Origin of the sequence: Citrobacter youngae (assembly GCF_003818115.1) — a bacterium.
GTDB classification, from domain to species: Bacteria; Pseudomonadota; Gammaproteobacteria; order Enterobacterales; family Enterobacteriaceae; genus Citrobacter; species Citrobacter youngae.
In genome coordinates this window covers 1-13,653 of the sequence record NZ_RPOI01000010.1, presented here as the reverse complement: position 1 = coordinate 13,653, position 13,653 = coordinate 1, and the positions used below count along the sequence as shown (strand labels likewise).

The 13,653-nt window shown below is 53.1% G+C and carries 12 protein-coding genes and 1 pseudogene; 9 read left to right on the top strand and 4 right to left on the bottom strand.

The features are described from left to right. Nucleotides 1-90: 90 nt before the first annotated feature. The 5 genes from iaaA to gsiD are packed head-to-tail and all read left to right on the top strand — an operon-like array spanning nucleotide 91 to nucleotide 6,362. Entirely contained in the window at nucleotides 91-1,056 is a 966-nt protein-coding gene (gene iaaA, locus EHN13_RS08805; RefSeq protein ID WP_061067598.1) for a beta-aspartyl-peptidase, read from the top strand. After that, a complete protein-coding gene (gene gsiA, locus EHN13_RS08800) occupies nucleotides 1,043-2,914 on the top strand; it encodes a glutathione ABC transporter ATP-binding protein GsiA (RefSeq protein ID WP_048212177.1) in 1,872 nt (623 codons plus the stop codon). The genes iaaA and gsiA overlap by 14 nt, the downstream gene beginning before the upstream one ends. Nucleotides 2,915-2,942: 28 nt before the next feature. After that, nucleotides 2,943-4,481, top strand: a complete 1,539-nt coding sequence (gene gsiB / locus EHN13_RS08795; RefSeq protein ID WP_048212176.1) for a glutathione ABC transporter substrate-binding protein GsiB — start codon at nucleotides 2,943-2,945, stop codon at nucleotides 4,479-4,481. A 46-nt stretch (nucleotides 4,482-4,527) separates the two neighbouring features. Continuing rightward, entirely contained in the window at nucleotides 4,528-5,448 is a 921-nt protein-coding gene (gsiC, locus tag EHN13_RS08790; RefSeq protein ID WP_048212175.1) for a glutathione ABC transporter permease GsiC, read from the top strand. Between the two features lie 2 nt (nucleotides 5,449-5,450). Continuing rightward, nucleotides 5,451-6,362, top strand: a complete 912-nt coding sequence (gene gsiD, locus EHN13_RS08785; protein ID WP_048212174.1) for a glutathione ABC transporter permease GsiD — start codon at nucleotides 5,451-5,453, stop codon at nucleotides 6,360-6,362. 91 nt (nucleotides 6,363-6,453) lie between these two features. Here gsiD and rimO read toward each other — a convergent pair whose 3' ends face one another. Next, entirely contained in the window at nucleotides 6,454-7,779 is a 1,326-nt protein-coding gene (gene rimO, locus EHN13_RS08780) for a 30S ribosomal protein S12 methylthiotransferase RimO (protein WP_101741841.1), read from the bottom strand. A 229-nt stretch (nucleotides 7,780-8,008) separates the two neighbouring features. On the opposite strand from rimO, the gene bssR reads away from it, so the two are divergent. Both bssR and EHN13_RS08770 read left to right on the top strand, forming a co-directional pair. Continuing rightward, nucleotides 8,009-8,392, top strand: a complete 384-nt coding sequence (gene bssR, locus EHN13_RS08775) for a biofilm formation regulator BssR (RefSeq protein WP_048212172.1) — start codon at nucleotides 8,009-8,011, stop codon at nucleotides 8,390-8,392. A gap of 102 nt (nucleotides 8,393-8,494) precedes the next feature. Then, on the top strand, nucleotides 8,495-9,592 hold the full coding sequence (locus EHN13_RS08770) for a PQQ-dependent sugar dehydrogenase (protein ID WP_124021251.1): 1,098 nt from the start codon (nucleotides 8,495-8,497) through the stop codon (nucleotides 9,590-9,592). Nucleotides 9,593-9,597: 5 nt separating this feature from the next. Here EHN13_RS08770 and EHN13_RS08765 read toward each other — a convergent pair whose 3' ends face one another. Continuing rightward, complete coding sequence (locus tag EHN13_RS08765) at nucleotides 9,598-10,224, bottom strand: glutathione S-transferase family protein (protein WP_048212170.1); 627 nt, start codon at nucleotides 10,222-10,224, stop codon at nucleotides 9,598-9,600. Nucleotides 10,225-10,551: 327 nt separating this feature from the next. On the opposite strand from EHN13_RS08765, the gene dacC reads away from it, so the two are divergent. Then, entirely contained in the window at nucleotides 10,552-11,754 is a 1,203-nt protein-coding gene (gene dacC, locus EHN13_RS08760) for a serine-type D-Ala-D-Ala carboxypeptidase (RefSeq protein WP_124021352.1), read from the top strand. 48 nt (nucleotides 11,755-11,802) lie between these two features. Here dacC and deoR read toward each other — a convergent pair whose 3' ends face one another. Beyond that, on the bottom strand, nucleotides 11,803-12,561 hold the full coding sequence (gene deoR / locus EHN13_RS08755) for a DNA-binding transcriptional repressor DeoR (protein ID WP_048212169.1): 759 nt from the start codon (nucleotides 12,559-12,561) through the stop codon (nucleotides 11,803-11,805). Nucleotides 12,562-12,625: 64 nt separating this feature from the next. Then, nucleotides 12,626-13,234, bottom strand: coding sequence for an undecaprenyl-diphosphate phosphatase (gene ybjG, locus EHN13_RS08750; RefSeq protein ID WP_048212168.1), 609 nt, complete (start codon nucleotides 13,232-13,234; stop codon nucleotides 12,626-12,628). 296 nt (nucleotides 13,235-13,530) lie between these two features. On the opposite strand from ybjG, the pseudogene EHN13_RS08745 reads away from it, so the two are divergent. Then, nucleotides 13,531-13,653: pseudogene (locus EHN13_RS08745) on the top strand (multidrug transporter MdfA); the annotation flags it as partial.

Below are 13,653 nucleotides of genomic sequence, written 5' to 3'. Positions count from 1 at the left end.
CATCTTTCTATATTCAAAAATCGAATCAATAACTCACAGAAATTCTGATATTTATAACCCCGTTACCTGCCACCTTAATGGATGAAAAAAATGGGCAAAGCAGTCATTGCAATTCACGGCGGCGCTGGGGCAATAACCCGCGCTGAGCTAAGCCAGGAGCAGGAGTTGCGTTATATACAGGCGCTGTCAGATATCGTTGAAACCGGTCAACGTATGCTAGAAGCGGGCCGAAGCGCGCTGGATGTTGTCACTGAGGCTGTGCGCCTACTGGAAGAGTGCCCTCTGTTTAACGCCGGAATTGGTGCTGTGTATACCCGTGATGAAACCCATGAACTGGATGCCTGCGTCATGGATGGTAATACCCTGCAAGCGGGTGCTGTCGCCGGAGTCAGTCATCTGCGCAACCCGATCCTCGCGGCGCGCCTGGTGATGGAACACAGCCCCCACGTCATGATGATTGGTGAAGGGGCAGAAAATTTTGCCATTGCCCAGGGTATGGAGCGCGTTTCGGCGGATATTTTCTCGACGCCAGAACGCTATGCACAGCTGCTGGCGGCGCAAGCAGCGGGTGAAACGGTGCTGGATCACAGTGCGACCCCGCTGGATGAAAACAATAAAATGGGTACCGTGGGTGCGGTTGCGCTGGATATGTTTGGCAATCTGGCGGCAGCAACATCGACTGGCGGGATGACCAACAAATTACCGGGTCGGGTGGGGGATAGTCCGCTGGTCGGCGCAGGCTGTTATGCCAATAACGCAAGTGTGGCCGTCTCCTGCACCGGAACAGGTGAAGTTTTTATTCGCGCGCTGGCGGCCTATGACATTGCGGCATTGATGGATTATGGCGGCCTGAGTTTATCAGAGGCGTGTGAACGCGTGGTGATGGAAAAATTACCGGCGCTGGGCGGCAGCGGTGGATTAATTGCTATCGATCATGAAGGGAATGTGGCTTTGCCGTTTAACAGCGAAGGCATGTACCGCGCCTGGGGATACGCAGGCGACACGCCCACCACTGGTATTTATCGGGAAAAAGGAGATACCGTTGCCACACAGTGATGAGCTTGATGCCCGTGATGTGCTGTCCGTCAGCAACCTGAATATTGCCTTTGAACAGGAGCAGCAACGCGTTAGCGCTGTGCGCAATCTGTCATTTCGCCTGAAGCGTGGCGAAACGCTGGCGATTGTTGGCGAATCCGGTTCCGGAAAATCGGTAACGGCCTTGTCGCTGATGCGTCTGATTGAACAGGCGGGCGGCGAGGTAAGCTGTGATGCGATGCTGCTACGGCGGCGTAATCGGCAGGTGATTGAACTCGGCGAGCAGAGCGCAGCCCAGATGCGCCATGTGCGTGGCGCGGATATCGCGATGATCTTCCAGGAGCCTATGACATCGCTTAACCCGGTGTTTACCGTCGGCGAGCAAATTGCCGAGTCTATCCGCTTGCACCAGGGTGCCAGTCACGAAGAGGCGATGGTAGAAGCGAAGCGAATGCTCGACCAGGTGCGAATCCCTGAGGCGAAGGCGATTTTATCGCGTTATCCGCACCAGCTTTCCGGCGGCATGCGCCAGCGTGTGATGATTGCCATGGCGCTGTCGTGTCGCCCTGCGGTGTTGATTGCTGATGAGCCGACCACCGCGCTGGACGTCACGATTCAGGCACAGATCCTGCAACTGATAAAAGTGCTGCAGCAAGAGATGTCGATGGGCGTTATTTTTATCACCCACGATATGGGCGTGGTGGCAGATATCGCTGACCGGGTGCTGGTGATGTACCAGGGTGAAGCGGTCGAAACGGGCAGCGTTGAGCAGATTTTTCATGCTCCGCAGCATCCTTACACTCAAGCGCTGTTGGCAGCAGTGCCGCAACTTGGGGAGATGCGCGGGCATGACCTTCCGCGACGCTTCCCGCTTATTTCTCTGCACGATCCTCATCATGTTGAACCTCAAACCGAGCAGGACACGGTAGTTGAGGGAGAGCCGATTCTGCGGGTTCGCAACCTGGTGACACGTTTTCCCCTGCGTAGCGGCATCCTTAATCGCGTGACCCGTGAGGTGCATGCGGTGGAAAACGTCAGTTTTGATCTCTGGCCCGGCGAAACGCTTTCACTGGTAGGCGAGTCGGGGTGTGGTAAATCAACGACCGGGCGGGCATTGTTGCGTCTGGTGGAGTCCCAGCGCGGGGAGATTTTCTTCAAGGGACAACGCATTGATACCCTGGCCGCCAGCAAGTTGCAGCCGCTGCGTCGGGATATCCAGTTTATCTTCCAGGACCCTTATGCGTCGCTCGACCCCCGACAGACGGTGGGATATTCCATCTTAGAGCCACTGCGGGTGCACGGTTTGTTGCAAGGCGATGCGGCGACAAAACGGGTCGCATGGTTGCTCGAGCGTGTCGGGTTGCTACCTGAGCACGCCTGGCGCTATCCGCACGAATTTTCCGGTGGTCAGCGTCAGCGTATCTGTATAGCCCGGGCGTTGGCGCTCAATCCTAAAGTGATTATTGCCGATGAGTCCGTCTCGGCACTGGATGTCTCGATTCGCGGGCAAATTATTAATCTGTTGCTCGACCTACAGCGGGAAATGGGTATTGCGTACCTGTTTATTTCCCACGATATGGCGGTGGTGGAGCGTATTAGTCACCGCGTGGCGGTGATGTACCTGGGGCAGATTGTTGAGATCGGCACCCGACGGGCGGTGTTTGAAAATCCACAGCATCCCTACACGCGAAAACTTATGGCGGCAGTCCCGGTTGCCGATCCATCGCATCAAAGACCACAGCGCGTGCTGTTGTCGGATGATATCCCCAGTAATATCCGCAAACGCGGTGAAGAGATCCCCCCGGTTTCACTACAGTTAGTGGAACCGGGGCATTACGTTGCGCGCGTGCCAGCGGAAAGTGCGCTTTCGCGTTTATGACAGGCAGGCAGGGTTTAAGGAGAATAACATGACAAAAATTGTTGCTCGGAAATGGCTGGTTGCTGTGGGAGTGGCCTCTGCGCTGGCCGCATCGCCTGGCTGGGCCGCCAAAGATGTGGTGGTTGCTGTAGGGTCTAATTTCACCACGCTCGACCCCTATGACGCGAACGACACGTTGTCGCAGGCGGTAGCGAAGTCGTTTTATCAGGGGCTGTTCGGCCTTGATAAAGAGATGAAGCTGAAAAATGTGTTGGCGGAAAGCTATACCGTTTCTGATGATGGCCTGACGTACACCGTTAAACTGCGACAGGGCGTGAAGTTTCAGGATGGGACTGACTTCAATGCGGCTGCGGTAAAAGCCAACCTTGATCGCGCCAGCAATCCGGAAAATCACCTTAAACGCTATAACCTGTATAAGAATATCGATAAAACCGAGGTGGTTGATCCTGCTACGGTGAAGATTACGCTGAAGCAGCCATTCTCTGCCTTTATCAATATTCTGGCGCATCCGGCTACGGCGATGATTTCTCCCGCCGCGCTGGAGAAATATGGCAAGGAGATTGGTTTCCATCCTGTCGGCACCGGGCCATATCAGCTTGATACCTGGAATCAGACGGATTTTGTGAAGGTTAAGAAGTTCGCGGGTTACTGGCAGCAAGGGTTGCCAAAGCTGGATACGATTACCTGGCGTCCGGTAACGGACAACAACACGCGTGCGGCAATGCTGCAAACCGGGGAAGCGCAGTTTGCTTTCCCTATTCCGTACGAGCAGGCGGCGTTACTGGCGAAGAATAAAAACCTGGAACTGGTCGCCAGCCCGTCTATTATGCAGCGTTATATCAGCATGAACGTCACGCAAAAACCGTTCGATAATCCGAAGGTGCGCGAGGCGTTGAATTATGCCATCAACCGTCAGGCGCTGGTGAAAGTGGCTTTTGCCGGTTACGCCACGCCGGCAACAGGCGTTCTTCCGCCATCAATAGCCTATGCGCAAAGCTACACGCCGTGGCCTTACGATCCGGCAAAAGCACGCCAATTGCTGAAAGAAGCGGGTTATCCCAACGGCTTTACCACCACGCTGTGGTCATCCCATAACCACAGCACCGCGCAGAAAGTGCTGCAATTTACCCAGCAGCAACTGGCGCAGGTGGGCGTGAAGGCTCAGGTGACGGCGATGGATGCCGGGCAGCGGGCGGCGGAAGTCGAGGGTAAGGCGCAGAAAGAAAGCGGGGTACGGATGTTCTACACCGGCTGGTCGGCGTCTACAGGCGAAGCGGACTGGGCGTTGTCGCCGCTGTTTGCGTCACAGAACTGGCCGCCAACCTTGTTTAATACCGCGTTCTACAGCAATAAGCAGGTGGACAGTGATTTAGCGGCGGCCTTGCAAACCAACGATCCGGCGCAGAAAGCGAAGCTGTACAAGGACGCGCAGGATATCATCTGGAAAGAGTCGCCGTGGATCCCGCTGGTGGTGGAGAAACTGATCTCGGCGCACAGTACGAATTTGACCGGATTCTGGATCATGCCCGACACCGGGTTTAGTTTTGATGACGCGGATTTGAAATAAGCTATTCATTCGGCCCTGCATGGACGGGGCCGGCGAAGGGAGTCTGATGCTCAACTATGTTTTCAAGCGCCTGCTGGGGTTGATTCCGACGCTGTTAATTGTGGCGGTGCTGGTATTTTTATTTGTTCACCTGCTACCCGGCGATCCGGCGCGGCTGATTGCCGGACCGGAAGCCGACGCCGAGGTGATTGAACTGGTGCGTACGCAGTTGGGTCTGGACCAGCCGCTGCATATTCAGTTCTGGCATTACATGACCAACGTGTTGCAAGGTGACTTCGGGACCTCGATGGTTTCTCGTCGTCCGGTTTCAGAAGAGATAGCCAGTCGTTTTATGCCGTCGCTATGGCTGACGATCGCCAGTATGGCGTGGGCGGTTTTGTTTGGTATGACGGCGGGGATCATTGCCGCCGTTTGGCGCAACCGCTGGCCTGACAGGTTGAGTATGACGCTGGCGGTCACCGGGATCTCGTTCCCGGCCTTTGCGCTTGGCATGCTGCTCATGCAGATATTCTCCGTTGAGCTTGGCTGGTTGCCCACCGTTGGCGCTGACACCTGGCTGCACTATATCCTTCCGTCAATTACGCTGGGTGCGGCGGTGGCCGCGGTGTTAGCCCGGTTTACTCGCGCATCGTTCGTCGATGTGCTCAGTGAAGACTATATGCGTACCGCGCGGGCCAAAGGGGTGAGTGAAACCTGGGTGGTATTAAAACATGGCTTGCGTAATGCGATGATCCCGGTGGTCACCATGATGGGGTTGCAGTTTGGCTTTTTGTTGGGCGGTTCTATTGTGGTTGAGAAGGTGTTCAACTGGCCTGGTCTTGGGCGATTGTTGGTCGACTCAGTTGAAATGCGCGACTACCCGGTGATCCAGGCCGAGGTGCTGTTGTTTTCTCTGGAGTTTATTCTTATCAACTTAGTGGTGGATGTGCTTTACGCTGCCATTAACCCGGCTATCAGGTACAAGTAAGGATGCGATTTTTTAACTGGCGCCGACAGGCGATTTTGAATGCAATGCCCCTTGTTAAGCCAGAGCAGATACGCACGCCGTGGCATGAGTTCTGGCGTCGTTTTCGCCGCCAGCGCATGGCGATGATTGCGGGTGTATTTGTCCTGGTCCTGATCGCGGTGGCGATTTTTGCTCGCTGGTTGACGCCATTTGATGCCGAGAACTACTTCGATTATGACCGACTGAATGATGGTCCCTCGATGCTGCACTGGTTTGGCGTTGACTCGCTTGGGCGGGATATTTTTAGCCGCGTACTGGTTGGCGCACAAATTTCTCTGGCGGCCGGGGTCTTTGCCGTCTTTATTGGCGCGGCGATTGGCACGGTACTGGGTCTGCTGGCTGGATATTACGAAGGCTGGTGGGATCGGCTGATTATGCGTATCTGTGATGTGCTGTTTGCCTTTCCAGGGATTTTGCTGGCAATAGCAGTGGTCGCCGTGCTGGGCAGCGGCATTGCGAACGTGATTATTGCGGTTGCGGTGTTTTCCATTCCGGCTTTTGCGCGACTGGTTCGTGGCAATACGTTGGTTCTCAAGCAACAAACATTTATTGAGTCAGCACGCAGCATTGGTGCCAGTGACGCGACCATCATTTTTAACCATATCCTGCCGGGGACGGTTTCATCGATCGTGGTCTTTTTTACCATGCGAATCGGCACGTCGATTATCTCTGCCGCGAGCCTGTCCTTCCTCGGTTTAGGGGCACAGCCGCCGACGCCAGAATGGGGGGCCATGCTCAATGAAGCGCGGGCTGATATGGTGATCGCGCCGCACGTGGCGATTTTCCCGGCGGTGGCGATATTCCTGACCGTGCTGGCGTTTAACCTGCTGGGGGATGGGTTGCGCGACGCGCTGGATCCGAAGATCAAAGGATAATACAAGGCCTGATAAGACGCGCTGGCGTCGTCATCAGGCGTTGCCGGATGCGGCGTAACGCCTTATCCGGCCTACGGTTGAGTTACGCTTATTAAACGCGAGTGCCCCACAGATCGTATTCATCTGCGTTTTCGACTTTCACGCGGAGGATATCGCCAGGCTGCACGTTGGTTTCGCCATTCAGGTACACCGCACCGTCGATTTCAGGGGCATCAGCCATACTTCGACCAATCGCGCCTTCTTCGTCAACTTCGTCCACGATGACCAGAATTTCGCGGCCCACTTTCTCCTGCAAACGTTCAGCAGAGATCTGCTGCTGCAGCTGCATAAAGCGGTTCCAGCGTTCTTCTTTTACCTCTTCCGGGATTTGATCTGGCAGATCGTTGGCTCCTGCACCTTCTACCGGGCTGTATTTAAAGCAGCCGACGCGATCCAGACGCGCTTCTTTCAGGAAATCGAGCAGCATCTGGAAGTCTTCTTCGGTTTCGCCCGGGAAGCCAACAATAAACGTTGAACGCAGGGTCAGTTCAGGGCAGATTTCACGCCACTGTTTAATACGTGCCAGCTGTCGGTCCACAGAGCCTGGGCGTTTCATCAGTTTAAGAATTCGCGGGCTTGCATGCTGCAGTGGGATGTCCAGATACGGCAGGATTTTCCCTTCCGCCATCAGCGGGATCACATCATCAACGTGCGGGTACGGGTAGACGTAATGCAGACGGGTCCAAATCCCCAGTTTTGACAACTGTTCGCACAGGTCAACCATGCTGGTTTTAACGGGCTCGCCGTTATGAAAACCGGTACGATGCTTTACATCCACACCGTAAGCAGAAGTATCCTGGGAGATAACCAGAATCTCTTTCACGCCCGCATCGACCAGACGTTTGGCTTCGCTGAGAACATCGCCAATCGGACGGCTCACCAGATCGCCACGCATCGACGGAATAATGCAGAACGTACAGCGGTGGTTACAGCCTTCAGAAATCTTCAGATAGGCATAATGGCGCGGCGTTAGCTTGACGCCCTGTTCAGGAACCAGGCTCAGGAAAGGATTATGCTTTGGTTTGGGAACATAGTGGTGAACGTGCTCCAGAACCTGTTCGTAGCTGTGCGGTCCGGTAATTTCCAGTACCTTCGGGTGGACCTCACGGATCTGATCGACTTTCGCGCCCAGACAGCCAGTGACGATCACCTTGCCGTTTTCGTTCAGCGCTTCACCAATGGCTTCCAGTGACTCCTGAACTGCGCTGTCGATAAAGCCGCAGGTGTTAACGATGACCATATCCGCGTCGTCGTAGCTTGGTACGACATCATAGCCTTCGGTACGAAGTTCGGTCAGGATGCGCTCAGAATCGACAAGGTTTTTCGGGCAGCCGAGGGAGACAAAGCCGATTTTCGGCTGGTGGGTTACATTGCTCATAGCGTAAAAAGTGTTCAGTTATTGGAATATTCAGGGCAGGGATTCTACAGAGTTCTGAACAAAAATTGTATCGCAATCTCAAATCATCAGCGGCCTGCCGGGCGCGGAATTAAAGATTATTTGTAAATTATGTTAATTTTAAGTGATGGATTGATCCTGGACACGACTTTGTTCAAAAAATAACCATACTATTAAGTTGCACCATAGTTGGAAAGAGGAGGAACAAGGTATGGTTGTTGACAGACTGAGAACCGATCTTCTCAACAAATTGATAAACGCCCGTATCGAACTTGCCGCTTATCTGCAGTTGAGAAAAGCGAAAGGCTATATGTCAGTCAGCGAGAGCGATCGTCTGCGTGATAACTTTTTTGAACTGAATCGCGAATTGCACGATCAATCACAGCTCCACGGTATGCATCTTGATCAGGAAGAGTGGAATGCCCTTCGTCGTGCTGAAGGGGCGTTAGCCGCCACCGCTGTTTGTCTGATGAGTGGACATCATGATTGTCCGAACTTTATTGCCGTTAATGCAGAGAAACTGGAAAACTGCCTGACAACGCTGACGCTGAGTATCCAGAGTTTGCAAGCTTATTCAACGCTGGAACACATCTGAACCAGGGGGAGGGCGCTCCCCCTTTTCGTTAAGATTATGTAAAAGTGGCGGGATAATTCCCCTTGCTGGCTACGCTTTAAGCAGAGCCATTAAGGAGGTGCTATGCGTCGACTCTTTCTCTGTGTTGCCTCACTGGCGTTGCTTTCCCCCTATGCCGCTGCCGTCAGGGTGGAGATCCTGCAAACCAAACTCGACCACCCGTGGTCGCTGGCCTTTTTACCCGATAATCGCAGTATGCTGATTACGCTCAGAGGAGGGCAACTTAGGCTCTGGCAACCCGATAAGGGGCTTTCCGACCCGCTGACCGGCGTACCCAAAGTCTGGGCGAATGGTCAGGGGGGACTGCTTGATGTGGCGTTGGCACCGGATTTTGCTCAATCCCGGCGGGTGTGGCTAAGCTTCGCGGAAGCTGACAGTGAAGGGAAAGCCGGAACAGCAGTAGGCTACGGGCTGTTAAGTGACGATCGTAAACACCTGCAGGACTTCCGGACGGTGTTCCGCCAAATGCCTAAGTTATCAACCGGGAATCATTTTGGCGGGCGTATGGTATTTGATGGCAAAGGTTATTTATTTATAGGCCTTGGCGAGAATAACCAGCGCATAACCGCTCAGGAACTGGACAAATTACAGGGCAAAGTGGTTCGACTAACAGACGAGGGCAAAATTCCACCGGATAACCCGTTTGTGAACCAGACTGGCGCGCGGGCTGAAATATGGTCGTATGGCATCCGCAATCCGCAGGGGATGGCGATGAATCCCTGGAGCGATGCGTTGTGGCTCAATGAGCATGGCCCGCGTGGCGGAGATGAGATCAATATCCCCGGGAAAGGCAAAAACTATGGATGGCCAATCGCGACATGGGGTGTTAACTACAGTGGTTTCAACATCCCCGAAGCAAAAGGCTCAATTGTGGCGGGCACCGAGCAGCCTATCTTTTACTGGGAAAAATCACCTGCTGTCAGTGGGATGGCCTTTTATAATCACGATACGTTCCCACAGTGGAGACACAAACTGTTTATTGGTGCGCTGAAAGAACAGGGGGTGATTGTGTTAAGCGTGAAAGGTAATACTGTGACGGAAGACGGGCGTATTTTGCATGACAGAGGGCAGCGAATCCGCGATGTGCGCGTCGGACCAGACGGTTATTTGTATGTATTAACCGACGAGTCCGACGGGGAATTGCTGAAAGTGAGTCCCTGACAGGATTAGCTGACCGGGATCATCACGACTTTCTGGAATGCCGGGCGCTCGGTGAGCTGTTGATACCAACGTTCCAGGTGAGGGCGCGGCGTCCAGCTCAGGCCGACATTAAACAGGTTATAGATGAACGGTGCGACGGCGATGTCCGCAGTGCCAAATTCAGCGCCAGAAAACCACGCCCGGTCGGCCAGCGCGTTGTCGAGAATGGCAAACAGGTTATCGCAGACCTTCGCACCGGCCTCAATGGCTGCCTGATCGCGTTGATCGGCAGGGGTTCTGACCAGACCAAATAAGATAACCCGATGTGCAGGGCTCAGCGTCTGGTTAGCCCAGTCCATCCATTTTTCACCCTCGGCACGTTTCGCCGGAGCGTCAACCCACAGTCGTTTTTGCCCGTACTGGGCCGCCAGGTAGCGGACAATGGTATTGGATTCCCACAGCAATACGTCTGTTTCGTCATCGCGTAGCAGTGGAACCAGTCCGTTAGGGTTCATCGCCAGATAGTCTGCGTCATGATTTACGCCATGCTGTCCCCCAGCCAGAATTTGGCTATACGGCAGTTCCAGTTCTTCGAGTGTCCACAATACTTTTTTTACGTTGGTCGAATTATTGCGACCCCACAGTGTAATCATAGTAACCCCGCAAATTAATTGAGCAGCTTTATGGCTGCATTCTCTATCTGACTCGCTCACATGGTGGGGTAAACCTAATATTTACGCAACAAGGCGCAAAAAAATCGTGATGAGAGCAGCGCAGCGCGGCGTTATTGCATAAACTTTAAAAACTTTACCAACTTACGGTTTCTTTAAGCTCGTTAGTGCGTTATTACTCACCGCACTTATTTTACACGTCATCCATCAGAACTTTTCTGTATGGTTGGCTGAGGCAACTTGGCCGGTTTTGTGTAAACACGGTGTGGTATGACGTGGTTTTTTGGAATGGATACTCGGGTGGCATTTATGACGCAATACTTCTCTTCCCTACGCAGCCTTGCTGCAGGTTCAGCACTCTTAATCCTTTTGGCGCCGACCGTACAGGCGGCGGAACAACCAACGGCCCCGCCGAGCGTTGACGCACGTGCGTGGATCTTAATGGATTACGCCAGCGGCAAAGTGCTGGCGGAAGGCAATGCCGATGAGAAACTGGATCCCGCCAGTCTGACCAAGATTATGACCAGCTATGTGGTCGGTCAGGCGCTAAAAGCCGGGAAAATTAATCTGAATGACATGGTTACCGTCGGGAAAGATGCCTGGGCGACCGGGAATCCGGCCCTGCGCGGCTCTTCGGTGATGTTCCTCAAGCCTGGCGATCAGGTTGCGGTGTCCGATCTGAACAAAGGCGTGATCATTCAGTCTGGTAATGACGCCTGTATTGCGCTCGCTGATTATGTTGCCGGCAGCCAGGAATCGTTTATCGGTTTGATGAACGGCTATGCGCAAAAACTGGGATTGACCAACACGACTTTCCAGACAGTACATGGTCTGGATGCAGCAGGGCAGTTCAGTACCGCGCGTGATATGGCATTGTTGGGTAAAGCGTTAATCCACGATGTGCCGGAAGAGTACGCCATCCATAAAGAGAAAGAGTTTACCTTTAATAAAATTCGCCAGCCTAACCGTAACCGCCTGCTGTGGAGTACCAACCTGAATGTGGATGGTATGAAAACGGGCACCACGGCGGGAGCCGGTTATAACCTGGTTGCATCCGCGACACAGGGCGATATGCGTTTGATCTCCGTGGTGCTGGGGGCAAAAACCGATCGCATTCGCTTTAATGAATCCGAAAAGTTGCTGACATGGGGTTTCCGCTTCTTTGAAACCGTTACGCCGATTAAACCGGACGCCACCTTTGTTACCCAACGAGTCTGGTTTGGAGATAAGAGTGAAGTCAATCTGGGCGCTGGGGAAGGTGGGTCTGTGACCATTCCGCGCGGTCAGCTTAAAAACCTGAAGGCGAGCTTTACCCTGACAGAGCCACAACTGACCGCGCCACTGAAGAAGGGCCAGGTTGTGGGGGCAATCGACTTCCAGTTGAACGGAAAATCTATTGAACAGCGTCCGTTGATGGTGATGGAAGCGGTGGACGAGGGGGGATTCTTTAGCCGGATGTGGGACTTCGTTATGATGAAATTCCACCAGTGGTTTGGTGGCTGGTTCTCTTAATCGCTGATGCCGGATGACGATATGAAAGCACCGTCATCCGGCACAAATTTAGTACATCAATTTGATATGCTGCGCTTTGGCATACTCGACAAACGCATCATCCGGGCGGTTATCGCTGATGATGGTATCAAAGCGTTTTAATTCGCCCATCCTCGCGGGACGCACTTTCCCAAACTTGCTGTGATCAACCACCAGAACATGGTACTGCGCCATCGACATCGCCCAGTGTTTAACCGGTAATTCCTCAAGGTTAAAACAGGTTGCGCCTTTATCGATATGCACGCCGGCTGCGGAATAAAAAGCGATATCCGGGCAGACGTTATTCAGGGTTTCCTGGAAATCGAGTGGCTTGAAAATAGCATTACTGGCATGGAATTCGCCGCCACATAAAATGACGCGGCACTGTGGTTTCTCCTGCAACACCAGAAACGTATTCAGTGAATAGCAGATTGCGGTGAACGGTAATTCATTATCGATCGCTTCAATGATCCACGGCGTTGTTGTTCCGCAGTCGAAGAAAACGGTCTGATGCGCCTGGACGAGGCTGGCTGCCTGTTGCGCAGCCCGGCGTTTTTCATCAACCAGGCGGGATTTTTGATCGCTGATTAAATAGTGGCTGGCGCTACGGGGTTCCAGAACAATATAGCCCCCAAGCAGTACGACCGGGGCCGTGTTATTATTCAGATCGCGACGAATGGTCATTTCTGATACACCCAGCAGTGTCGCGGCTTCTTTAAGGTGTAATTTATCGCTGCGTTTTAGCGCCTGCAGTAATTGACCAATACGCTCGTCGCGTCGAGTTTCCATAGTTCCCCTGGAGAGTAGAATACGTGCTCAGTTTCGCGCTTAATACTACTCTCTTTACCGTGGGTTAGTCACGTACCCAGCCTTTACGAATAGGCAGGGCAAAACAGGTGCGATAGCAGGTCTGCAAACCGTGGTACAGGGTTGTGCCGAATCGTTGCCAGATCATCTGGGCGCTCAGGCAGCCGATCAGACCTGCCAGTAACCCCCCCAGCATATCCAGCGGCCAGTGTACGCCGAGGTAAACACGCGACCAGGCAATCGCCACGGCGACGACCATCAACAGTGCTCCGGACCACAGGCGGTGCCAGAACAGGAAGGCCAACGCGAAGGTAAAGATAACCGTACCGTGGTCGCTCGGGAAAGAGTCATCTGCAGCATGGTGCAGGAAGTTGTAGCCGATATGATTGACGAATGGCCGGTCGTGAGGGAATAAATGTCCCATGATCCATGAAATGGTCAAGCCGACTGCCAGCGCAATCGCCATTTTTATGACCAACTGGCGCTGGATGGTCACGCGGTTTTGCGGCCCCCAAAGCCAGAGAATGATCGCCAGTAGCGGTACGATGCTAATCAGATCTTTGGCAATAAAAATGGCGAGCGAGATCGTCCATTGCGCAGAGTCCGGCGTGGCGTTGATCAGGTAAAAAAGCGAGTTGTTCAGATTTTCCAGCATAACATCCAGACTCAATGTAATCGTTAAAAAGGCCCATATTGGGGATCATAAAATTGCTTTCAGGCGATAAAAAGCGGTCTTGTCCTATTTGTCTGTTAACTGACTCTTTTTAAGACAATTAATGAGGCTTATTGAGCATGATAGCGGTCTCAACTTAAATTAACCTTAAAACAAAAAGCTATCGTGCAATTGAGTGTAAAAATGTGCGCATTTTGCTTTCAAATCACATAATTCACTATCACCAGTAAGGCGCATTTATTACACTTTGCGCGTTTTTTCATTTGTTAAGAGATTGCATGCAGAACCGTTTATCTTCAGGCGCCCGCTTGGGGCGTCAGGCATTACTTTTCCCTCTCTGTCTGGTGCTTTACGAATTCTCTACATATATCGGTAACGATATGATCCAACCCGGAATGTTG